Origin of the sequence: Clostridium sp. 'deep sea', assembly GCF_014931565.1 — a bacterium.
In the GTDB taxonomy this organism is placed as follows: domain Bacteria; phylum Bacillota; class UBA994; order PWPR01; family PWPR01.
The window spans coordinates 3,482,721-3,504,714 of record NZ_CP063353.1 but is presented as its reverse complement, the minus strand read 5'-3'; the positions used below and the strand labels follow the sequence as shown (position 1 = coordinate 3,504,714).

Annotated in this window: 22 protein-coding genes; 10 read left to right on the top strand and 12 right to left on the bottom strand. The window is 29.3% G+C overall.

The features are described 5' to 3' along the window. Positions 1-711 (top strand): pyruvate formate-lyase-activating protein, encoded by a 711-nt coding sequence (pflA, locus tag IMX26_RS16175; protein ID WP_195159392.1) that lies wholly within the window; start codon positions 1-3, stop codon positions 709-711. A 69-nt stretch (positions 712-780) separates the two neighbouring features. On the opposite strand, the gene IMX26_RS16170 is transcribed toward pflA, so the two are convergent. The 4 genes from IMX26_RS16170 to IMX26_RS16155 form a co-directional block, all read right to left on the bottom strand. Further along, positions 781-1,365: an HD domain-containing protein gene (locus IMX26_RS16170; protein WP_195159391.1), complete on the bottom strand. Its 585-nt coding sequence runs from the start codon at positions 1,363-1,365 to the stop codon at positions 781-783. A 20-nt stretch (positions 1,366-1,385) separates the two neighbouring features. After that, positions 1,386-1,931 carry a nitroreductase family protein gene (locus tag IMX26_RS16165; protein ID WP_195159390.1) on the bottom strand — a complete coding sequence of 182 codons (546 nt, stop codon included), beginning with the start codon at positions 1,929-1,931 and terminating at the stop codon, positions 1,386-1,388. A 158-nt stretch (positions 1,932-2,089) separates the two neighbouring features. Continuing rightward, positions 2,090-3,202, bottom strand: a complete 1,113-nt coding sequence (locus IMX26_RS16160) for a hypothetical protein (protein ID WP_195159389.1) — start codon at positions 3,200-3,202, stop codon at positions 2,090-2,092. A 295-nt stretch (positions 3,203-3,497) separates the two neighbouring features. Beyond that, positions 3,498-4,016: a GNAT family N-acetyltransferase gene (locus tag IMX26_RS16155; RefSeq protein ID WP_195159388.1), complete on the bottom strand. Its 519-nt coding sequence runs from the start codon at positions 4,014-4,016 to the stop codon at positions 3,498-3,500. 262 nt (positions 4,017-4,278) lie between these two features. Here IMX26_RS16155 and IMX26_RS16150 point away from each other — a divergent pair, with 262 nt between their 5' ends. The 5 genes from IMX26_RS16150 to IMX26_RS16130 all read left to right on the top strand — a co-directional run bounded on the left by IMX26_RS16150 (position 4,279) and on the right by IMX26_RS16130 (position 9,808). Next, a complete protein-coding gene (locus IMX26_RS16150) occupies positions 4,279-5,970 on the top strand; it encodes a molecular chaperone HscC (RefSeq protein WP_195159387.1) in 1,692 nt (563 codons plus the stop codon). After that, a complete protein-coding gene (locus IMX26_RS16145; protein ID WP_195159386.1) occupies positions 5,970-7,247 on the top strand; it encodes a hypothetical protein in 1,278 nt (425 codons plus the stop codon). Before IMX26_RS16150 ends, IMX26_RS16145 begins: the two co-directional genes overlap by 1 nt. Then, positions 7,237-7,962 carry a DUF1266 domain-containing protein gene (locus tag IMX26_RS16140; RefSeq protein ID WP_195159385.1) on the top strand — a complete coding sequence of 242 codons (726 nt, stop codon included), beginning with the start codon at positions 7,237-7,239 and terminating at the stop codon, positions 7,960-7,962. The genes IMX26_RS16145 and IMX26_RS16140 overlap by 11 nt, the downstream gene beginning before the upstream one ends. 459 nt (positions 7,963-8,421) lie before the next feature. Beyond that, positions 8,422-9,036 carry a TetR/AcrR family transcriptional regulator gene (locus IMX26_RS16135; protein WP_195159384.1) on the top strand — a complete coding sequence of 205 codons (615 nt, stop codon included), beginning with the start codon at positions 8,422-8,424 and terminating at the stop codon, positions 9,034-9,036. A gap of 13 nt (positions 9,037-9,049) precedes the next feature. Further along, positions 9,050-9,808 carry an alpha/beta hydrolase gene (locus tag IMX26_RS16130; protein WP_195159383.1) on the top strand — a complete coding sequence of 253 codons (759 nt, stop codon included), beginning with the start codon at positions 9,050-9,052 and terminating at the stop codon, positions 9,806-9,808. Positions 9,809-9,929: 121 nt separating this feature from the next. Here the strand turns inward: IMX26_RS16130 and IMX26_RS16125 are convergent, their stop codons facing one another. The 3 genes from IMX26_RS16125 to IMX26_RS16115 all read right to left on the bottom strand — a co-directional run bounded on the left by IMX26_RS16125 (position 9,930) and on the right by IMX26_RS16115 (position 12,194). Continuing rightward, complete coding sequence (locus IMX26_RS16125; RefSeq protein ID WP_195159382.1) at positions 9,930-11,141, bottom strand: aldo/keto reductase; 1,212 nt, start codon at positions 11,139-11,141, stop codon at positions 9,930-9,932. A 77-nt stretch (positions 11,142-11,218) separates the two neighbouring features. Continuing rightward, positions 11,219-11,737: a flavodoxin domain-containing protein gene (locus tag IMX26_RS16120; protein WP_195159381.1), complete on the bottom strand. Its 519-nt coding sequence runs from the start codon at positions 11,735-11,737 to the stop codon at positions 11,219-11,221. Between the two features lies 1 nt (position 11,738). Next, on the bottom strand, positions 11,739-12,194 hold the full coding sequence (locus IMX26_RS16115; RefSeq protein WP_195159380.1) for a MarR family transcriptional regulator: 456 nt from the start codon (positions 12,192-12,194) through the stop codon (positions 11,739-11,741). A gap of 248 nt (positions 12,195-12,442) precedes the next feature. On the opposite strand from IMX26_RS16115, the gene IMX26_RS16110 reads away from it, so the two are divergent. Then, positions 12,443-12,937, top strand: coding sequence for a cupin domain-containing protein (locus IMX26_RS16110; protein ID WP_195159379.1), 495 nt, complete (start codon positions 12,443-12,445; stop codon positions 12,935-12,937). A 196-nt stretch (positions 12,938-13,133) separates the two neighbouring features. Here the strand turns inward: IMX26_RS16110 and IMX26_RS16105 are convergent, their stop codons facing one another. After that, positions 13,134-13,613, bottom strand: a complete 480-nt coding sequence (locus tag IMX26_RS16105; RefSeq protein WP_195159378.1) for a hypothetical protein — start codon at positions 13,611-13,613, stop codon at positions 13,134-13,136. A gap of 619 nt (positions 13,614-14,232) precedes the next feature. On the opposite strand from IMX26_RS16105, the gene IMX26_RS16100 reads away from it, so the two are divergent. Further along, entirely contained in the window at positions 14,233-14,766 is a 534-nt protein-coding gene (locus IMX26_RS16100) for a DUF5698 domain-containing protein (protein ID WP_195159377.1), read from the top strand. Between the two features lie 264 nt (positions 14,767-15,030). On the opposite strand, the gene IMX26_RS16095 is transcribed toward IMX26_RS16100, so the two are convergent. Continuing rightward, on the bottom strand, positions 15,031-15,795 hold the full coding sequence (locus IMX26_RS16095; protein ID WP_195159376.1) for an MBL fold metallo-hydrolase: 765 nt from the start codon (positions 15,793-15,795) through the stop codon (positions 15,031-15,033). Between the two features lie 140 nt (positions 15,796-15,935). Here IMX26_RS16095 and IMX26_RS16090 point away from each other — a divergent pair, with 140 nt between their 5' ends. After that, complete coding sequence (locus IMX26_RS16090) at positions 15,936-16,475, top strand: TetR/AcrR family transcriptional regulator (protein WP_195159375.1); 540 nt, start codon at positions 15,936-15,938, stop codon at positions 16,473-16,475. 301 nt (positions 16,476-16,776) lie between these two features. Continuing rightward, positions 16,777-18,099 (top strand): oligosaccharide flippase family protein, encoded by a 1,323-nt coding sequence (locus IMX26_RS16085; protein WP_195159374.1) that lies wholly within the window; start codon positions 16,777-16,779, stop codon positions 18,097-18,099. A 48-nt stretch (positions 18,100-18,147) separates the two neighbouring features. Here the strand turns inward: IMX26_RS16085 and IMX26_RS16080 are convergent, their stop codons facing one another. The 3 genes from IMX26_RS16080 to IMX26_RS16070 form a co-directional block, all read right to left on the bottom strand. Beyond that, complete coding sequence (locus IMX26_RS16080) at positions 18,148-20,091, bottom strand: TetM/TetW/TetO/TetS family tetracycline resistance ribosomal protection protein (RefSeq protein WP_195159373.1); 1,944 nt, start codon at positions 20,089-20,091, stop codon at positions 18,148-18,150. Continuing rightward, positions 20,088-20,750: an HAD family hydrolase gene (locus tag IMX26_RS16075; protein WP_195159372.1), complete on the bottom strand. Its 663-nt coding sequence runs from the start codon at positions 20,748-20,750 to the stop codon at positions 20,088-20,090. Before IMX26_RS16075 ends, IMX26_RS16080 begins: the two co-directional genes overlap by 4 nt. A gap of 233 nt (positions 20,751-20,983) precedes the next feature. Continuing rightward, positions 20,984-21,904 carry a helix-turn-helix domain-containing protein gene (locus tag IMX26_RS16070; RefSeq protein WP_195159371.1) on the bottom strand — a complete coding sequence of 307 codons (921 nt, stop codon included), beginning with the start codon at positions 21,902-21,904 and terminating at the stop codon, positions 20,984-20,986. Positions 21,905-21,994 lie beyond the last annotated feature (90 nt).

Here is a 21,994-nt window from a genome sequence, read left to right as displayed (position 1 = left end):
ATGGGTAGAATTCATTCCATAGAAACCTTAGGTACTCTTGACGGGCCTGGTATTAGAATGGTTGTTTTTTTTCAGGGCTGTACTCTGCGTTGTTTGTATTGCCATAACCCAGATACATGGCAATTTAATAGCGGTCATAAGATCACTTGTGATTTTATTGTAAATAAAGCCTTAAACCTAAAACCCTACTTTAGTAATTGTGGTGGCATAACCTTTTCGGGAGGCGAACCATTGGCACAGCCTAAATTCTTGCTTAAGTGTTTAAAAAAGTGTAAAGAAAAAGGTTTACACACAGCAATAGATACAAGTGGAGTTGGCTTTGGCAACTATGAGGAAATCCTCGAGTACTGTGATTTAATCATTTTAGATATAAAACATGAAGATGCAAATACCTATAAACAAATAACCAATCACAGCATAACTGAATACCTTAGCTTTAAAGAAGCTGTTATAAAAAGTAATAAAAAACTATGGCTAAAACATGTTGTAGTTCCTAAGCTAACCGACTCAATAACTCACATTGAATGTTTGGCTAAAGAAATAAATAGCTTTAATAAAAGTAATATAGAAAAGGTTGAGTTATTGGCATATCATTCCTTAGGCGTATATAAATATCAAGAATTAAATATTCCTTATAGTTTAAACACGATTAATGACATGAACTTGAATAAGCTAAATAAACTCCAGAAAATATTAAATGAGTTGATTTAGTACAATTTACACTTAAAACCCTGTTGCCAAAACCATGTAGTATAATGCTTTTGGCAACTTATTTTTATACTATATTTTTGGATTGTCTTGCTCTTTTTTGAGATACTTTAATTCACCATTAAGTATCGCTCTAAATTCTTTAGTTGTTTTAAAATGATCTGTAAATTGTAAACCTTCTTTTGAACTATATTTTGGATTATAATTAGGAGGATTTTGGGCTTGAATATACTGGGTTATTGTCTCTAATTGAGCTATAGCCTTTATGAATATTGCCTCTTTAGTTTCTGCTTTGTTGTATTCTTTCCATAAATCAATTACTTTTTTAGAAGATGCAATGGGTAAATAGCTAGCTATTTTATGAATGTTTCGTAACTCGTTCTTATATTTTAGCGTGTCTTTGTCTTGATTTTTAGCAGTATACTCTTCACAATAAAGTTGACCTAAGTCCTGAACTAAACTAAGCTCAAGCACTCGACTAATATTTAAATCTTTTTCTGATTGAGCTAGAACGTAGGCCATTACAGCTACTCTCCAAGAATGTTCAGCCAGACTTTCTTGTTTTCCATCGCTTGTATAAGTATTTAGCATGCGGTTTTTCATTTGCTCTAAATCTTTAACCAATAAATAGAGATTAAACATTTTTTCAGTCTGCATTATATTCCCCCTACTCCAAATTACTTACTATACTTATTTAAATGTAAAAATTCGCTAACCTCTTTGCGTTTTGGAGCAACAGGTTGCTGTGCAGGCTGCCCAACAGGTATTATAGCTGCAATTTGAATATCTCCACTAATATTTAAGATTTCAGCAGCTCTTTTATTATCATACGATCCCACAATAACACTACCTAAACCCATTTCATGTAATTTTAAAGATAGGTTTTGGCATGCCATACCTAAATCAAACATAGCCCATGTACCAACATTGTTCCAAGAGTTACCTTTATAAAAACCAGATTTTGTAGTATCATAACAAGCTACTAAAATTAAGGAGCTAGTAAGTGATGCTTTACTTGCAGGATTTTTTGCATAACATTCTTCTACTAATTGTTTCATTAACCCTTTATCTCTAATAGCTATAAAGTGCCAGCACTGCGTATTTGCCCAAGATGGCGCAAAACGTACAGCTTGCATAGCTTCATTTAACTGTTCATCTGTTACATAATAATTAGTAAATTTGCGAATGCTTCTTCGCTGTTTAATGGCATTATCTAAGTTCATTTTGAGTTACCTCCTAGGTTAATTATTTATTAATTAATAGCAGTATATTACTTATAAACTAAGTATACCATTTAGCAATAGTTTGTGATAAGAGAATCTTAATAATAAACTAAACAACCAGCAAATTAGTATGCTGGTTGTTTTATTTGTAGTTATTTCTAATCTTTTATTTTTAGCTTATAATAATCTAAAACTTGGTTAAGCTTTTTTTGCTGACTTGAGCTGAGTTTAAAATCTTTATAATAATCATCACCAGAGAATCTAAACTTCACCTCTTTTGCGTTAGCTATTTTTTTTAAGTTATCATAACAAGGATCAGTAATAGATATCCACTCTTGTACACCGCTTAAGCTAACTTCCTCTACTTTATCTTCAAAATAATCAAAAGTAATAGTAAATCTCTCTTCATCTGCTTTTACATCAATTTTATTAAAAAATACCCAATCAGATATACTAAACCCTGTTGTGAGACAAAGCCAATATTTACTGTCTCGTTCTCCTACATAGGTATAAAATGTGAAATAATCTATTGTTTTAGATGTATTCTTAGCATAATGCCATGTAATATTGCTCATTTCATCATAGTTACTAACTATATTACTTTCTATATGTTCAGCTAACTTAGCTAAATACTGTTCTTTAAGTTCTTTTATTTCTTTACTTTGTTTAAATTTTAATGCTTCATTTAATCCCTCTACAGCCAGTTTATACTCTTTTGAATCATATAATTCTTTAGCTCGTTTAACATATCTTTGAGAAACTACACTATTGAATTGGGGAATTAACTCTGCCATAATATCTTGAGCGTTGTTATAATTCAACTTATCATCAATAAGTACCTTGTTAAAGTTTTCTATGGCATTGTCAATAACTAATTGCTTTTTAGCTAATTCCTTTACATCAGCTATTTGACTATAGTATTCTTGACCTTTAATAAAGTATTCATTAGATTCTTTAATACTATTTATTATTATATTATTTAGATTTATGTAGTCTTTTAATTCATCAACTCTAGTTAATTTTTCTAGTAAGTCAATTGCTTCTTGATATGATCCTTTATCTAAAAAGACTTGAACTTGCTCATCAATCTTTAGTTTAAACTCATCAACAGTTTTGCTGTTGAGGTTTTCAAATAGTTGCGGTAGTTCACTAGGGTTGTTTTCAACTAAGTTCATAGTCATTTCTAAATACTCTGCTTGAGATGTACATCCAGCAACACTAAACATAAGTAAAAAAGTAAAAATACAAGCCAAAACCTGTTTGAATTTCATATAGTTTTCTCCCTTGTTTTTAACAAATTATAAATATATCAACTATAATAGTTGTTTTTTAGCTGATTATTTTATTTATAATATGTTGTATAAAAAATAATCTAAAATCTATTATATTCCTATAAAATTTTATATCAACTATTTTTTAAAGAAAGTTCACTTTTCAAACATAAACCAGTTAAAAACTGGTTTCTTAATAATCTATAATGTTATTTTTAGTTTAACACCTATATAATTATTTTGAAAACAATGCTACTAGTTAGTTTTTTATTTATATTACTGTTATAGGTATTTTCTACATTAAAAACTGCAAGGCTATCGTAGAATAATTGCTTTCACTATATTCCTGATCGCCGTAAATACCTATAATTTTACTAAATCCCTGTTTAAACCAAAAATTAAGGGCTGGCCAATTCTTTAAATACACTGCTAAACCAATTCTTTGCGCACCTTTTTCTTTGGCTTCTTTAATAATATTATTAAAACACTCTTTGCCATAACCAGCTTTTCGATATTTTTTAGCTATTATCATCATACCTATCCATAATGTATGTTCATTAGGATAACCCATATAATAATCATAATAACCAATAATTTTGTTGCTATCTTCATCAATAATAACTTTAATAGTGTAGTTATCTTTTGAGGCACCCTCAATTGGCGGTAAATCACCTTCGGTTACACATTTATAAATATAGTTTGGTTTAAAACCCTGCCCTCCCATAAGCTTATAATCACTCCAAGAGTAAGCTATGTTAGTTAAAATCTCACAGTCATTTATACCAGCAATTTTATAGCTTAATCTTTTATTCATACAAAACCCTCCAAACATAAATCTATTAATATTAAAACATAAGTAATGTTTGTTTGATTATAACATGATTTTTAGTAGTTTTAAAGATGTATAATAATATTGCCTACAAGTTGATTTTAAATTAAGTTTTATATTGCTGTATTTTAGTCAATTATCAAATTAATTTATATTTTAATAATAGTAAATAATTAGGTAGTAGTAATTTATGATATAATTATTTATCAATAACTGCTTTCAAATTAAGTGAAGGAGATTATATATAATGGCAGTAATAGGTATAGACTTAGGTACAACTAATAGCTTAGTTGCTTGTTATAAAAATAACAATGTAGAGATTATACCCAATTCGTTAGGTGATAATTTAACTCCATCTGTTGTTAGTATTTTAGAATCAGGAGAGGTTGTTGTGGGCAAGGTCGCTAAAGAGCTCTCAGTTAATAACCCAAAACATTCAGCTAAAGAGTTTAAACGTTTTATGGGAACCAATAAAAAGTATTATTTGGGTGATAAAGAATTTAGTGCCATAGATTTATCTGCATTAGTACTAAAATCGCTGGTAATTGATGCTGAAAACTACCTAAACGAGCCTGTTGAGCAGGCTGTAATAAGTGTTCCAGCTTACTTTAATGAGCAACAACGCAAAGCTACTATCCAAGCTGCTTTAATAGCTGGCATAAAGGTAAAAAGATTAATTAATGAACCAACTGCTGCTGCAACAGCTTATCACTTACATAAATCTAAAAATGATAAAACAGTTGTTATAGTAGACTTAGGTGGTGGAACGTTTGATGTTTCCATATTAGAGATATTTGAGTCTATTTTAGAGGTGAGGGCAGTAGCTGGTGACAACTACTTAGGTGGTCAAGATTTTGATAAAGCATTAATGAATTATATTTGCACTAAAATTAATGTGCCAAAAAATTCTTTAACAACATATGAAAAAGCAAAGCTTAAATTTTTAGCTGAACGTTGCAAAATGCAATTAAGTGATAATAACACAGCTACATTTAATATTTGCATAAATGACACAGAACATAATACTATAATTTCTAAAGACGAGTTTAATAATGTTATTAAAAATATAATGTTAAAAATGAAGTTACCTTTAAAAAAAGCTATTAGAGATGCCCATATAAAACTAGATTACATAGATGAAATTATTATGGTTGGTGGTTCAACTAAAATTCCTGCTGTCAAAAATTTTTTAGCAACATTGTTTGCAAGACTTCCTTTATGTTACTTAAACCCTGATGAAGTTATTGTTAGGGGGGCAGCTATACTTGCTGCAATGAATGCTCATAATGAGGAATTAAAAGACATAGTTTTAACAGATGTTTGTCCCTTTACCTTAGGAATAGCAGTAGCTCAAGCCATAACACCCAATGAATATAAAACAGGTGTATTTTCACCAATTATTGAACGCAACACTATAGTACCATGTAGTTATTCACACAGCTATGTAACTACTAGAGATAATCAAGAATCTATTAATGTAGTTGTGTATCAGGGTGAAAGTAGAATGGTTTCTGACAATCTTAAACTAGGTAAAATAAGCATTAAAGTTCCACCGCTACCAAGTGGATTAGCAGAAGTTGGTGTAAGGTTTACCTACGATATTAATGGAATATTAGAGGTTGAGGTTACATCTACTAATACAGGTGAAGTAAAAAAAGAGATATTACTAAACAAAAACAATTTATCACAACAAGACATAGAAAAACATCTAAAATTAATTGAAAGCTTAAAATTGCACCCCAAAGATCAAGATGAAAATTTATTGCTAATAGCTAAAGGTAATCGTTATTATGAAACAACCTTAGGAGAATTACGTAATCAAATAACCTTTGAAATATCTTTATTTGAGTCGGCTCTAGAGAGTCAAAATCGTACCATAATAAAGGAAGCCAAACAACGCTTGTTAGAATTTTATGAGTTTGTGGAGGATCAGTACTAATGGATAGCAATAAAAAATGGTGGGAAACTCTTAATATAAAAAATGATGCTAGCCAAAAAGAAATTAAAAAGGCCTATGCTTTGTTAATAAAAGAGGCTAATAATAATGATAACCATACTTTAATGTTAGAAATTCAGCAGGCTTATACTGAAGCTAAAAAACACCTTAAACATCAAATTAAAAACAATAGTTCTGTAGCAGAGAATGGAATTGATGTAAGTAATAGCTTGCAGTCCGAACTTCAGTATAAACAAACAGAACCTAGTATTCAGTACCCTAACTTTAGCAGTTACCTTAGTTTACCTACCTATGAAGGATGCAAAAAGATTTTAGATAAGGTATATTGTGATTTTTCAAAACGTAGTAAAGTAGCTGAATGGCATGAGCTCTTTAATAGCTTAACTTTGCATGAAGAAACTATTGTTGATGCCTTTGCAAGCTCTTATTTTGGTAAAAACTATTGCATAAGTATTGCAGTTTGGCAGTATTTAAATGAACACTTTTTATTAGAAGATACTAATACAACCTATGTAACTTTAGTAAACTATCCATTATATGATGATATTATTAGTTTTAAACATCTTGATAATTTATCATATCAAAAAAGTGAAGAGTTTTATCAGTGTTGGCTTAATGCCTACTTGCTTTTTTTAGAATGTGATTATTTAGCAGTTATTAATAATTGCAATAAAGCTTTAGAGCTTAATAATAACCCAAATCTTTATAAGCTTAAGCTAATGAGTGAATATGAGCTAGAGCTGTATGACGAGTGTTTACAAAGCTGCCAAATATTTAAGGCTTTTAATGTGGATAATGATGTTTTAAGATATGAAGCAAATATAATGTATAAAAAAAAGGAGCTTAAAAGAGCCTTAAAAACTTATAAAGCTTTAGCTAAAAAGAGTAAAAAATCAATTTTCGCAACTAGAGGAAAATTAAAATGTTACCTTGCAAGTAAACGATTTATAAGTACTTTTATTGCTAATTTTAATTACAAACATGCTCTTACAGACCTTGAAATAGAATATAAATTAGCATCTCCTTTACAAAAGTTACTTATAAAGTTAGGTTATAAAAAACTATATAACTGGATTTACGTAATAAGAAATGTTGCTCTTGCAATATTAGTATTAATTGGCTTATTTGCTGCTTTAGCAGCAGGGGCTGTTGTTTTTATAGTTTCAATACCATTATTAATTATTGGCGTATTTGTTTACGCCTTTGTGCATGCTATTATAGAAACCAGAGCAGAAAAGAGAATGAAAAATGAACAATAAAACTCAACTTTGGGCGTTATATTTAGGTTCCTTGTCTGCTTTTGGTCCTAAATTCGACATGATGACCATAAAAAAACATAAAGGATTTTGGAAAAAAATTAATAATGCTTCGTTTAAACTACCTAAAGCTATTATTTGCGGAGTTCCAGAAGACAACATAGAAAAGTTAAACGAGTTTACTAAAAATAGCGTTTATGAATACGTACTTAACTTTAACAAAGTAACAGATAAACTGAGTTTACTATACAAGGTTAACAACTTAGTTTATAACCCCCCTCAACATTTAGTTAAAAAAATACAGCAATATAAAATAATGAACTACGATAAAAGAGAACAATTAATAAAAGATACAGATGATAAAAACGTTAAAGAATACTTGTCTTTAATGTTTGCTAATCTGGATAGCATACCTAAAAACAATGTATATGCTTATTATTTAGCTAATGCCATTACCCTGTGTCGCTTAGCAGCAGTGCTAAATATTATTTCTATTGATGAAACACTGCAAAATGTTAATGAAATAGCCAAAATAGCCTTTTCAAAATATAACAATTATGAAGAGTTTGCCTTAGCAGCTCGAATTGGATACTCAATGCATAAAACCGAAATGTCCCTAAAAAATGAATACTATAGTTTTTATGTGAATACAAATATCATTATTGACCTAAAATGTTTAGTTTGGAATCATATTAAGTGGCCTGAGCACTTAAATTGATACTTTTATTTATAATAAGGGGTTGTTGTATATTAGCAGAAATAAAAAAGCTAATGTAATAGACTATTTACAATAAAAAAACAACTGTGTTTTCTTATAAATTTCAATACAAAATTTGAAAGTCCAAAAATTCATCTTTTAAGCAATGAGCTAGTAAAGACACTTACTAATTTCATTGCTTTTATATCTAAACATATTAATAAATGATTAATGACTTTAATTAAATACATTTATAAAAAATATTCTGTACACCTCAGCATATTTGTATAGTTAATTAATTATTTAAATATTTATTGTAAAGTCTCATTCCATGTAATGTATACCTTACCTATTAAAATCCAATTACCATAATCTTAAGCGCATTATACATTTTTATTTTTATAATATAAGTTAAGTAGCGGGTTGTTTTTTGTAGTCATTATGGAATAATTCAAGTAAATCAACTGAAAGGACTTATATATGAATAGTTTTTTTTATAAATTGGATAAAAGTAAACAGCAAAATATTATAAATGCATCTCTAACTGTTTTTGCTAATAAAAGCTATAAACATGCCCTTACTGATGATATAGCTAACAAGGCTGGAATAGCTAAAGGTTCCCTTTTTCATTATTTTAAGAATAAACAATGCCTTTACCTACATATATACAGATATTGTCTTAAAACTTTAAATGCTGATGTTAAAAACATGTTTAATTTTAATAATACTGATTTTTTTGATTTAGCTAAACAAGGAATGATTATCAAAATTAAATTGTACAAAAAATACCCCAAACTATATCAGTTTATAAAAAGAGCTAATGAGGAACAAAATTTAAAGGTAGCTACCGAAATATGCAAGATAAACATAACAAATAACAGCAATTATGTAGAGCAAATTTATAAAAATGCGGATTACAGTAAATTTAAACCTGAGACAGATATAGGGTTACTATTTAGAATGATTGACTGGTGCGGAAAAGGTATCATAGATTCTAGCTATTATAAAAACTATACACTAGATAAGATGTATGCTGAATCTACAAAAATACTAAACTATATTAAACAAGCTACTTATCAACTACAATATTTATAAGATGGAGGTTTATATGAGATTTTTAAAGTTTGGTAACATCAACAATAAAGCAATAATTTTGATACATGGATATGGAATTTCTTGGAAAATGTGGCAAAAATACATAGACCGCTTAAAAACAGACTATTATGTAATTGTCCCTATTTTACAAGGTCACGATTTAGATAATAATACTACCTTTACATCCGTACAACATTCTGCCTCTAAAATTGCAGATTATGTTTTAGCTAGTTACGGAAAGCAGGTATATGCAATTTGCGGAGCCTCACTTGGAGGAACAATTGCTATTGATATATTAGTTCAAAATAAATTAAAGGTTATTCATGCAATTATAGATTGTGGTCCTGTTGTAAAAATGAGCAAAATAGTTTTAAGTTATGGAATAAAGACAAGGCTTAAGCAAATATCAAAAATAAAAAAAAATCCCCAATATATTAAACAACTTCTTAGTAAAACCTTTTACTCAGATATACTCATTAATGAGATTATAAAAATTGGACAAAACATGAGCGAGCAATCCTGTAAAAATGCTCATTTATCTGTCTTTAACTATTACCTACCAAAATCTTTTGCCAACTGCAAAACACATATAGCGTACTGGTATGGCTCTAAAGAATGGTTTTGGGGTAAAAAGTATGCTAATGCTATTTTAGCACTTAAGCCTACTACCAATATAAGGGTTTTTACTGGCAAAAAACATTGTGAGATGTGTATTTCGAATACTCACTTATATCTACAGGAAATAAAAGTATTTTTAGAAAATAAATATTAGCTGCATATAAAAGGTCATATATGTTATAACTTAAAGGGGCTGTTACATTGGTAGGTTCAAGAACTACTAATGTGATAGCCAAATCAATTCTATAACAAAACAGGGTCTGCCTTTTCTGTAACTACTGCCCAAAAAATTCTGTTATATTAGTCATATAATCTACAATTTTTATGCCAAAAGGGCATCTTTCTACACATTTATAACATTTTATGCAATCGGATGCTTTATGTTTAAGATTAAAATAGTGGTTGGCAATATAATTATGTTTACCCTCACTGACTCTTGCTATGTCATAGTATTTTATAACAGCGGCTATATCAATATGTTGTGGACAAGGTAAACAATGATTACAATACATGCAGTTTAGTTTATCTTTTTGAAAACTAGAACTAGCCAAGGCATCAAAAACATTAGTATGATTTTTTATTATATTATAGTACTGTTTAAGATTAGCTACTTCATTTACATTTTTACAGCCCACCATAGCTGTTGTAACAGCAGTATTGCTTAAACAGTATTCAATACATTGCTGTACACTTAAGGGGATTTGAAAAGGTGATAACTGTTTATTTAATAACATTCCTCCACCTAAAGGCTTCATAGCTACTAAAGCTATCTCTTTTTCTAAACATAAATCATAGAGCTTTTGCCTTTCTACTTGCATTGTATACCAATTATTAACTGCGTGTTTTTCCTTATCAAAGATATCAAAAATATTTTGGCTTTTAGGCATTAAATCAAAAGCAGGATTAATGGGGAACATTAAACAGTCTATAAGTCCACTATTTATAGCAGTAATTGCTACATCTATATTATGAGTACTTAAACCTATTAAGTGTATTACTTTTGACTTTTTTAAAGATAAAGCATATTTAGCAATAGAGCCATCTAATATTATCTGCAACTCTTCTAGCCTATCAACAAAATGCAAATAGCCTATATCCACATAGTCTGTTTTCATTCTTGTTAAAAAATCATCAAAAAAACTTTTAACACTATTCAAATCTCTTGATACCGCTGGTTGATTATTGTTTATTACTGCTCCTAAATGTCCTTGAATTACAATGTCTTTTCTTCTTCCAGCAAGAGCATTACCAATATTACTTCTGACACTTGCTTCTGCCATAAAAATATCTAAAAAATTTATTCCACTATTAATAGCTGTGTCAACTATATTTTTAACCTCTTTATATTGCAAACCTACTAGGTGTTCACAGCCAAGTCCTATTTCACTAACTTTTATGCCAGTATTTCCTAATATATTATACTTAATAATAGTAACCCCCTGTTTTTTATTGGTAGTAAAATAGTGCCTAAAACACTGTACGACCAATTATAAAACCAATAATTAATAGTATAGAGTAAATATTAGCTTTAAACTAAACAAATCATAGGCGGTTTTTATTTTCTTTAAGCCATAACTTTAAATTTATCTGAAAATAACCTAATTGCTTGCTCATCAATATTTAAGATATTCTGTTTAGTACTCATTACTGGTTCTTTAGGATTATGTTTAGCAGCAGTTTTCATAATTAACTTAACTAAGTTTCTTTGAATAAAGCCCATATCACTATATCTTATTTCTCCACCAAAGCTATTTTTGACAATAGCAATCTCTGTAAGCTCATGCGGAAAAGCGTTATTAAGTTGCTGTAAACCTCCCGTATGTTTCATACAGCTAATAAACAAACCTATTTTTTTGCTTTGCAAAACACCCAAATTACTAACACAAAACTCCTTTACTTCTTTTAACAAACTACCAGCATATACTGGGCTACCAATAATAATATTTTTATAATTATTTATATCTATAATGGCACTCTGCTTAAGGTTGATTACGGTAACATCAGCTCCTAAATCTTTTACCAGCTTATCAACACATTTTTTTGTTGCGCCATGTTTAGTAGCATAAAGTATTAATGTTTTCACTTTAATTCTCCGTTTCATTATTTAAGATTTTTAGCTTATTAACTAGCTTATTAAATGCTGTGTACATTACATTAAGCTCTTCTACACTTAAATCTTCAAATAAAGCCAGTATAAACTGCTGATCTTTGTTTTTACGATTACTCCAATACTGCTCATATTCTTTTGTTAGTTTTAAGGCAGTTATTCTACTATCGTCTTTTTGCTTAACAAATTGCAGGTAGTTATTTTTATGCAACTTTAATGCTAGCTGTTTTACATTTTGGCGGGAGCTACCCATCGCTTCTGCAACCTCACTTAATGAAGGATTATTGTCCAAAAACTGAGAGACAATTACAGTTAAAAACCACTGTTTTGTAGTAATGTTACCCTGCAAATGTTTGTCGCCTATAGTTTGTAGCTTATTGGCAAGTAAAAAAATAGTACCAAACAAGAACTTTTTTTGTTCTAAGTCATTCATAAAATCACCCCTAGTATAAGTAGAACTATTATATATATACGTAATATATTACTGTTTACTTAATTTGTCAATAAAAAAGCAAAAACAATATTAATAATTTTAAAAAGCTTGTTTAGTGCTTTATAATGTTTATAAATGTTTTTACTAGGTAAACAGTGTTATAAGCTAACAGTTATAATTTTATTCTTTACCACTCAATGTTTTTTACAATAAACTTATAGTTTAAGCTAAAGGAAGGATGTATAATTATGCCTAAAATTTTTAATAAGGATTCAGTAGAATACCAAATCAACCAAAAAAGATGTGCTGACTTTTCATGGATGTCGGCTGGTAATTTAGCCAAATTAGTTAATGCTAAACACTTAAATTTTAGTATTCGTTGTCTTAATTCTGATAAATTTTCTTACCCCTATCATTATCATCATAATGCAGAAGAAATGTTTGTTATTTTAAGTGGAAAAGCCCAATTACGTACTACTACAGGCATAACTGAAATTTCGCAAGGGGATATTGTTTTTTTTGAAATGGGAGAAACTAGTGCTCATCAACTGTATAATCACAGCGATGAATCTTGCGTTTTTTTAGATATTTGTACTAACATGGGTTTTGATTTATGTGAATACCCTGATTCAGGTAAAATGGCTAACTTAAGTACCAAGCAAGTATTGCAAAACGGTAAAGAAGTTGATTATTTTAAAGATGAAGATAAAGTGAGAGAAATATGGAGTAATCTTAAAAGTTAACAAAGGAGCAGATAAAAAATAGTTATTAAATATCAGCTAGAACATTTTGATGAACGGTACGGAGACACATTCACTATTTATAATTGTTGTTATCTTAACGATTCAGTTGAATACTTAGCTAATGTGTATAAATTACAATTCTATAAAAAAAGACAGCCAGCAATTTAAAAAATCTATTTTCCTACTATCTCCTTTGCTAATGGCCTCTTAAATCAAAGAAGGTAGGGTATCCGCTATCACTAATTACTACATAGTATAAGTTATCATAACTAGATTCATTTTTTATACAGTTAAACACTAATTCACCATGCTCTAAATACATACTGTTCAGTTTGTAACTATTGGTTTTAACAACATCAACATTTACAGAATATCTACTTTTTTTAGCATTTTTAAACTTTATATTACTAAAAAACTGTTGTAATTCTAGCAAGGATAACTCAGATTTAATTAAAGCACAGCTTAAAAAGTCCATACCATTACCATTACCTGTTAGTTTTCCGCAAATACTATTAATATTTAAAATACTTGTATGATTTGGTAGTTTGATATCCTCTATTTGCGTGCTAAACCTATTTAAAACAACATTATTAATAAGTGGCGTAACAAAAAAGGCGGATATGAATAAACATATTAGCACTCCTATAGTAATACCTACTATTGTCTTTGTTTTCATAATAAGCTCCTATTTCAGTTTTATAATGGTTCATCAACACTTTACCTAAAAATGTTGTTCTAGTTGTTTAGTATAACAAAGTTAACCTAAATGTAAAGGAAAAACTATTTCATTTAATTTAGGTATTATTGTTGAATTATTTTTGTATTTATTGTAAAATATTAGTGTTAAATCTATTTTCAAGAAGCAAAAAAACCATAATGCATTAATATTCGATTTCCCTTAATCTTATTATATTTTAATTTTTTTCTATCTCAACTCTTCTTAACACATTACTCAATGGCTTGTTTATTAACAAGCCTATTTTTTTTAGTAATAGCGAAATTAATCCTTGACACACCTTTATATTTGTGTTATGATGCTCGATGTTATGTTAATAAGAAGTTAGTAAGGACACAGAGTATTAATTTTTTGCATTTAATCTTATCGTTTTATTCAAAATTATATGTACTTTTCATTTTATATGAAGTAAGCCCCACTCTTTTCACAGATGAATTTCCTTAAAACTCGCTTAACTTAATAGTAATTAGCCCGTTAACTTTAACAGGTTTATTTATTAATGCCTATAGGTGTTCTATAGGTATGGTTCAAGTTTATTTTAATGAGAGGATGTGAAAATATGAACCAAGAATTATTAGTGGCTTTAATAGGACTCTTTTTGATAACATCATTTACAAATGTGTTAGCCACTCTAAAAACTATCTTAATGTCTAAAAAAATTATGAATCCTGTTTATATAGTAGTATTTATTGATGCCATGATATTTGCAACAGTTGTTACTAAGGTAACTAGCTCAAATGGAATTCACTTTACAATAGCTTATGCCCTTGGTAAAACCCTTGGTGTTTTTATAGGTAACAAGTTTGAAGAGCGTTTAGCTTTGGGAATTTTAGAAGTAGATATCTTTGTAAAAAATAAAAACAAAATGATTGCTATTGCTGAAATGTTAAGGACTGAGGGTTACTCGGTTAATAACTACTTAGCACGGGGAATTAATGGCGACAGAAGATATAAAATTGAAGCAGTTATAAAAAGAAAAGAGTTTAAAAACTTAGAGCAAATAATACATGACTGTGGTGTAAGTGAGCCAACTTTAAAGGTTAAAAACGTTAGTAAAGTTAATGGCAAACTTACTGTAAGTAGAGCTAAGTAAAACTAAACTTTATACATCATATTAAACTGATTGCCTAAAGCAATAATGATTCTTAAAATATATGTGTTACATATTATACTTTTTCTCATATTGCATAAGTTGATTAAGTTACTAAAGCTTAAGTAGTTTAATATTAAGTGCGGATTTTTAATATAACTCTATAAATATTGGTTACAATAAACAAAAGTTATGCTTCAAACTACACATTACAGGATAGTTTGAAGTATAACCTTAAAAAAGAAATTGCCATAGTCTCCTCATATCCTAAATATGAATCTTAAAATTCTCAAACTCGAATATTCCCTCGCCCTGTTTTAGCTTATTTTGTTTTTGTATATTGCAAAAAGCCTCCTGAACTTCTGTTATTAAACTTACGGGTATGTTAAGGTCATTATGAGCAGGTAGTATTTTGACTACATCCTTATATTTTAGTAGCTTTTCCACAGATTCTTTAAATTTTAGCGGATTAGTAGTAGGATAAAACGCATATAAAGTTCCTTTATAAATTAAGTCTCCTGTAAATAATAACTGGTATTTTTTATCATAAAAACACATATGACCTGGCGAGTGACCTGGGGTATGAATAACCTCTATTTCTCTATTTCCTAAATCTATTAGGTCTTGATTCTCTAGTACATTATTTGGCTCTCCTGAAAATACTACATACTTATTTATGTTAAAACCTGTAGGTAATTCAGTTACACCTTTTACTACCATTTCTTTTACTGCATTTAGGGGTACCCCTATTCCTTTAGTAATCCATTTATATTCATCTTTATGTACATAAATATACTCAAACTCATGATGATTGCCAATATGGTCCCAATGCATATGGGTAGCAACTACTCTAATAGGTAAATCTGTTAGTTTACTAATTTCATCTTTTATGCTAGCAATACCTATACCAGTATCTATTAGTAAGGCAAATTCATTGCCTATTAATAAGTAAGAATGGACCTGCTCCCAGTGTTTATATTCGCTTATTGCATATGTTTTTTCATTAATTTTATCAACTGTAAACCAGCTCATTGTGACTCTCCTCCCAAATGTTTGTGTTAGCCTAGGCTTGCTAATATTTTATGTTTATAATTCAGTATATCTCAATGATAAAATTGACGCAATTTAATTTAATTAGGTATAATTAAGCCCAGAAAGTATTAGGTGATGAAATGGATAAACGTGAATTTATAGTAAAAACAGCTGCTTGTTTAATACATGAGCATGGCTATAATAATGTAGGTATTAAAAGTATTTTAGAAAAGGTATCTATACCTAAGGGCTCTTTTTATTATTATTTTAAGAGTAAAGAAGAGCTTGGTTTAGCAGTTATAGATTATTATATTAATGATATTATACTACTTACCAGCAATGCAGATAAATCCATACAGGGTATTTACAATTTGTTTAATTTATTGTTTAAAAGATTTATTAATAATCAATTAAAAAAAGGTTGCCCTATAGGTAATCTTATCCTAGAACTAGCTGATGAAAATGAGTGTTTTCGATTAAAGTTATTGCAGTGGTATAGGGTACTAGAATGCTTTATAGAAGGTATCTTAATAAATAATAATATAAAATCTTCTCACAATAAAGCTAAAGCTATTATAGCAGCATTTGAGGGAACAGTTTTATTAGCAAAACTAGAAAAGGATATTAGTCATGTAGAGGCTTTTAATAATTACATGTTTAAGGCTATATTAAACAGTTAATTGTTTATAGCCTTTTTTACTTGAAGTATATAACTAATATCCTACCCAACCTATTATCTGTTATATGCTATTATAATATATTTATTGTTTAAATCCTGCTCTAATTTTTTTATTTTGTTTAAATCGTTGACACTTAGGTTAGCTAGTTTAACATTTTTATCATTAAGCATTATATAACACCCCTCTAAATAAGGCTAAATTTAGTTAATTTTATAACTATCTTTAATAGTATTAACATCTTACGCATAATTATATATTAAAAAAATATTTTAATAATAGACCAATTATTTAGGATGATTGTATGAAAAGATCTAGCTTTGTTTTAGGTTCGTTTATAGTTGCTCTCTCTAGTGTTTTAATTAGAATTATTAGCTTTGGTTATCAGGTATTTTTAATACGCTCAATAGGGGCTGAAGGCATTGGCATTTTTCATATGATATTGCCTATTTTTATGATTGCATTAACAATAACCAACTCTGGATTACCAACAGCTATCTCCAGACTGGCCTCAAAAAGTAAAGCAAGTAATGATGATTATTACATAAGAAGATCCTTTAGCATAGCTATATCTTTTGTTTTTATACTATGTATTATTGTAAGTTCTGTTTTGCTCTTAGGCGCTAAAAATATAAGTTTGTTTATGTTTGGTAATAAAAAATATAGTTCACTTATTATTCTATTAATGCCTGCTGTACTATTTGTTTCTGCTAACTCCCTCTTTCGTGGTTTATTGTACGGACTAAATAAAATGCTAATTGCCAGTATATCGGAGTTTATTGAGCATATAACACGTTTTATTAGTGTAATTTTATTAGTAGTGTTTATTATTCCTAACAACTCTAGTAACTTAATAAATGTAGCGTTTATAGGCATTAGTATTGGTGATTTTTTTGCACTTTTGTACCTCTATAAAAATTACAAAAAGACCTACCCCAGTAGGTATAAGATTATATCCAGAAAAATAAGCTATTTTGCAGTTATCAAAAGCTTAGTTTTATCTTCTATTCCACTAACTCTTATTAGTGTAAGTAGACTAATCAGTCAATCTGTCACAGCAAAGATGCTGCCAGCTATGCTTATAAAATCAGGCTTTACAGCTGTATTTGCTACTGAAACTTTTGGCAGAATTATGGGCATGACAATGCCTATTATCTTTGCCCCTTTTATGTTTACATCTGCTATTGTAATTAATTTAATACCAAGCCTAACACATCAAGCTGAGCAAAAAAATACTACTGCTATAAAAAGAGACATAAAAATAGCCAATCGTTTAATATTGGCTATTACCATACCCTTAGCATTATTAATTTTTATATTCAGTAACGATATTGGTACATTTTTATTTAATGATATTTACGTTGGATCTTATATTAAATATCTTAGTTTAAGCACAGTTTTTTTATCTGTAAATCATATATCTTTTGGCATTTTATATGGTTTGCAAAAGGGTAAATTTGCTACTTTAAATAGGCTTATAGGTACTATTATATTGCTTGTTTCTATTTTTGTTTTGGTTCCTAATCCCCAGTACAATATTTATGGTTTTATTTATGGTTTTACCGCATCAGCTGTCGTAACATTTATCTTAGACAAAATAATTATTAAAATCTCATTTAAAAATTAGCGTATTATTAACTTTATTCTCATTTTTTAATGTGTGTAACATTTTAACTTACACTTCACAATGCATTTTTTGCTCAGCTTCATACCAAACTACATTAAAGCTTTTACCTTTACCGCAAAATACCGAAGACGAACTATACTCTCTATCGGCCTCTTTACTATAATTTATTGCTTTTATTACCTGCTCACTATTATGGCAAACATCATAACCACCAAAAACTAACCGAATCATGGCCTTACCGTTAGTAAATGACCTAAGTTGCAAAGGATAATCCATAAAACAGGCTACTGGTGCTCTTCCTATAATAAGGGCAGTATTATTTAAAACTTGTGGAGACTCAAACTCTCCATTACGCTTTTGAATATCAGCTAATACCCTACCCATATCATTATTACTAACCTTAATTTTAAAATGATAATATGGCTCCAAAAGTACATTATCTGCTTTTTCTAAACCCTGCCTTAGTGCCCTAAGAGTTGCTTGTTTTAAATCTCCACCACTGGTATGTTCTTGATGTATTTTTCCTGTTAATAAAGTTATTTCAACATCAGTTAGTGGACTTCCAGCTAATAAAGCCCTATGGCTTTTTTCTAATAGGTGTTGTTTTACAAGGTTTTGACTACCTATATTAAGTTTATCTATATGACAATTACTCTTAAATAAAATACCACTATTTCTTTTCCCAGCTTTAATTTGTAAATGTATTTCAGCATAATGACGATAAGGTTCATAGTGTCCATAACCTATAACTAAATTAGAGATTGTCTCTTTATACAGTATTTGAGGCTTTTCGAAGGTAATTAATAAGTTAAATCTTTTTTCTATTATTCGTTGTAATACCTCTAGTTGAATAGGACCCATAACTTGTATACTTAACTCTTGTAGCTGTTCACTCCACTGTACATTTAAAGAGGGATCTTCTTCATTCAGTAAATTAAAAATTTCAATAACTTGTTTACTGTTTACTGATAAGTCATAACTAACTCTCGACTTTAAGGTTGGCTGAATTTTATCACTGTTAGTATTATTTTTAATATTACCAATAATTAACCCTGGATAACTACGGTTTAAACCTGTAACAGCAACAAGTTGTCCTGCTGTTGCTTGGCTTTTATTTAGATATTTTTTACCATTATACTCTCTAATTGAGGTCACTTTGTCATTAAACTTTAGCTTATCCTTGCTATAGTTAATTTCATTTCTTACAGCAAGTTTTCCACTCATAATTTTTAGGTGTGTTACTTTGGCATTGTTGTTATCGTGGCTTATTTTAAAAACCCTACAGCTAAAGCTTGTATTACTGTTATATTTACTATTTGCAAGTTTTGTGACTGTGTCAAAAAACTCTTTTACACCTATATCTTTTAAGGCTGACCCACTTTGGCATATATGAATTTCGTTATTTGCAATTAATTCACTTATTTTATTATGCCAAATTTCTTTACTAAAGTTGTTTTCACTATAAAGATCTAAAAGCTGTTCATTATACATAGCTGAAAATTCAAAGAGGTTTTTATCATTAAGATTATTTATAAAACAAACATCTTGGCTTAAATTATCATGTATTTCTTGTATAACTTTATTTATATTTGCTCCAGCTCTATCTATTTTATTAATAAAGAAAAAAATTGGTATTTTATGTTTTTTTAGTAAGTAAAAAACTGTTTCAGTATGACCTTGTACACCCTCTACAGCACTTAAAATTATTATGGCATAATCCATTATTTTAATAGCTCTTTCCATTTCAGTAGAAAAATCTATATGACCTGGGGTATCAACAAGGTAATAACTATTGTTGTTGTATTTAATTACTGCTTGCTCAGTAAAAATTGTTATTCCTCTGTTTTTTTCTATTTCATGGTTATCTAAAAAAGAGCTCTGAAAGTCTACCCTCCCCTTGTTTGTGATTGTATTGGTATAATAAAGTAGTGACTCAGAAAATGTTGTTTTACCTGCATCAACATGAGCCAAAACTCCAATTGTTATATTCATTTTAACTCCTGTTTAGTTAATAAGGCACTTAACTGTTCAACTGAATCAACCAGGTAAGTTGGTGAGCATTGTGTTATTTCTGGCAATGAGCCATAACCATAACTAACTGCTATGCAGTCTATTTTATTATTAATAGCACCTAACATATCATATTTACGATCACCAATCATTACAACGTCTTTTAAATTTTGAACATCTAATTGTTTTAGGGTGTGATTTATGATTTTAGTTTTGCTAGACCTTGAACCATCTAAATTGCTGCCCACAATTATCCTAAAGTAAGTGTTTAATTTAAAATGATTTAACACTCTCTCAGCAAATACGGTAGGTTTTGAGGTTGATACTGCAACTATTTTATTTTTTTCATTAAGTTGCTTTAACAGCTTAGCTATTCCTGGGTATAATTTGTTTTCAAATATACCAGTATCTTTAAAATATTCACGGTAATAATCAATTGCTTGATATGCCTGTTTTTCGTTAAAGTTGTAAAACTGCATAAAGCTATCTTTAAGTGGTGGACCTATAAATTTTTCTAAGTTATCTAAATTAGAGACGTCTATACTAAACTTTTTTAGAGCATGCTGAACTGATTTTGTGATACCAACCTTGGGATCTGTTAAGGTTCCATCTAAATCAAATAAAATATATTTGTAACTCATAGCTTCTCCTTATTACTCAGTTTTTCACTTTTAATATATCACATATTTCTCTATAACAGTTATTAATATTAGTCTAGGAGCAGAATTTTATTTACTATACTGCGTAAGCTTTATAAATATTTAGCTAAAGAAAAGTAACACAGCTGATTAACTAAAGCCAAAGCTCATATAAAGCTTTGGCTTTAGTTTTTAACCTTATTTAGGTATCCATATTAACTTTCACCGTTAATAAGCTACTGAGGCTTAGTTTTTCGTACTGGCATCCATAGTTCACATTCGTAGTTATCACAAGAGGTGTTTCCTGGTGGAAATACTAACAATTCATAATCTAAAATTTGCTCATAATTACTGTTTGGTAACCATTCAGTTGTAATCTTTGCCCAAACTGCAGATATAGGGTGTAAGTTATCTGTTAGTTTACCTTTTGCTGTAAATACAGCCCAAATACCTGCAGGTATTTTACATGTTTGCAAGTCATCATAATGATTTTCATCTTGTTCAGCGCCTATTGCTATTACTGATTGACAGTTTTTGTTGTATTTAGTAAAGCCCATTTGCCACATAGGGGATCTGTAAAGCTTATACTTAGCCAGCTTTTTATCGATATCCTTTCCTAAAAACTCATCCCAAATCTGCCATTCTTCTTTCATCGCTTCTTTCCAACTAATAGCCTGTTTTCCGGTAGTTTCATTAAGTACTTCATTAATGGTTTTGCTTTTGCATGTACTTACTACTCCCACTAAGTTAAAGCTTTCTTTTTCAACAATTCGATATTTCATATTGCTTACTCCTTCAACAGATATTTTAAAGGATATACGAGTATATGATTTTAGGCTAAGACCTTTGGTTCGTGCTAAAGTAGGAGTTACACCATGCATATTTTGAAAAGCACGTGTAAAAGAATCAGGAGAGTTATAACCATATTTAAAAGCAATATTAATTACTTTTTCATTACTAGCTAATACATCTAAGCCAGCAAGGGTTAATCTCCTTCTGCGGATATACTCAGATAATGAGATGCCTGTAATATAAGAAAATACTCTAGCAAACTGATTTCTAGAACAGTAGGCAATTTTAGCTATCTCATCGTAATCTATATCGTTGAGTAGATTTTGCTCTACATAATCTATAACTCCTTTAATCCTGCTTAACATATTACTCACTCCTTTAATCACATAGTACAATATCTGTTTGTTAAAAACCCTACAAGAATAATCTTTTAGTGCATGTTTAAGTTTTTAATT

What these genes read in the sequence shown, in the direction of transcription:
- IMX26_RS16115 (WP_195159380.1), bottom strand. Translation starts at nt 12,194, where the DNA reads ATGAATGACTTAGAACAAAAAAAGTTCTTGTTTGGTACTATTTTTTTA.
- IMX26_RS16140 (WP_195159385.1), top strand. Translation starts at nt 7,237, where the DNA reads ATGAACAATAAAACTCAACTTTGGGCGTTATATTTAGGTTCCTTGTCT.
- IMX26_RS16160 (WP_195159389.1), bottom strand. Translation starts at nt 3,202, where the DNA reads ATGAAATTCAAACAGGTTTTGGCTTGTATTTTTACTTTTTTACTTATG.
- IMX26_RS16075 (WP_195159372.1), bottom strand. Translation starts at nt 20,750, where the DNA reads ATGAGTTACAAATATATTTTATTTGATTTAGATGGAACCTTAACAGAT.
- IMX26_RS16070 (WP_195159371.1), bottom strand. Translation starts at nt 21,904, where the DNA reads ATGTTAAGCAGGATTAAAGGAGTTATAGATTATGTAGAGCAAAATCTA.
- IMX26_RS16100 (WP_195159377.1), top strand. Translation starts at nt 14,233, where the DNA reads ATGAACCAAGAATTATTAGTGGCTTTAATAGGACTCTTTTTGATAACA.
- IMX26_RS16150 (WP_195159387.1), top strand. Translation starts at nt 4,279, where the DNA reads ATGGCAGTAATAGGTATAGACTTAGGTACAACTAATAGCTTAGTTGCT.
- IMX26_RS16145 (WP_195159386.1), top strand. Translation starts at nt 5,970, where the DNA reads ATGGATAGCAATAAAAAATGGTGGGAAACTCTTAATATAAAAAATGAT.
- IMX26_RS16155 (WP_195159388.1), bottom strand. Translation starts at nt 4,016, where the DNA reads ATGAATAAAAGATTAAGCTATAAAATTGCTGGTATAAATGACTGTGAG.
- IMX26_RS16170 (WP_195159391.1), bottom strand. Translation starts at nt 1,365, where the DNA reads ATGCAGACTGAAAAAATGTTTAATCTCTATTTATTGGTTAAAGATTTA.
- IMX26_RS16130 (WP_195159383.1), top strand. Translation starts at nt 9,050, where the DNA reads ATGAGATTTTTAAAGTTTGGTAACATCAACAATAAAGCAATAATTTTG.
- IMX26_RS16080 (WP_195159373.1), bottom strand. Translation starts at nt 20,091, where the DNA reads ATGAATATAACAATTGGAGTTTTGGCTCATGTTGATGCAGGTAAAACA.
- pflA (WP_195159392.1), top strand. Translation starts at nt 1, where the DNA reads ATGGGTAGAATTCATTCCATAGAAACCTTAGGTACTCTTGACGGGCCT.
- IMX26_RS16105 (WP_195159378.1), bottom strand. Translation starts at nt 13,613, where the DNA reads ATGAAAACAAAGACAATAGTAGGTATTACTATAGGAGTGCTAATATGT.
- IMX26_RS16165 (WP_195159390.1), bottom strand. Translation starts at nt 1,931, where the DNA reads ATGAACTTAGATAATGCCATTAAACAGCGAAGAAGCATTCGCAAATTT.
- IMX26_RS16135 (WP_195159384.1), top strand. Translation starts at nt 8,422, where the DNA reads ATGAATAGTTTTTTTTATAAATTGGATAAAAGTAAACAGCAAAATATT.
- IMX26_RS16095 (WP_195159376.1), bottom strand. Translation starts at nt 15,795, where the DNA reads ATGAGCTGGTTTACAGTTGATAAAATTAATGAAAAAACATATGCAATA.
- IMX26_RS16090 (WP_195159375.1), top strand. Translation starts at nt 15,936, where the DNA reads ATGGATAAACGTGAATTTATAGTAAAAACAGCTGCTTGTTTAATACAT.
- IMX26_RS16110 (WP_195159379.1), top strand. Translation starts at nt 12,443, where the DNA reads ATGCCTAAAATTTTTAATAAGGATTCAGTAGAATACCAAATCAACCAA.
- IMX26_RS16085 (WP_195159374.1), top strand. Translation starts at nt 16,777, where the DNA reads ATGAAAAGATCTAGCTTTGTTTTAGGTTCGTTTATAGTTGCTCTCTCT.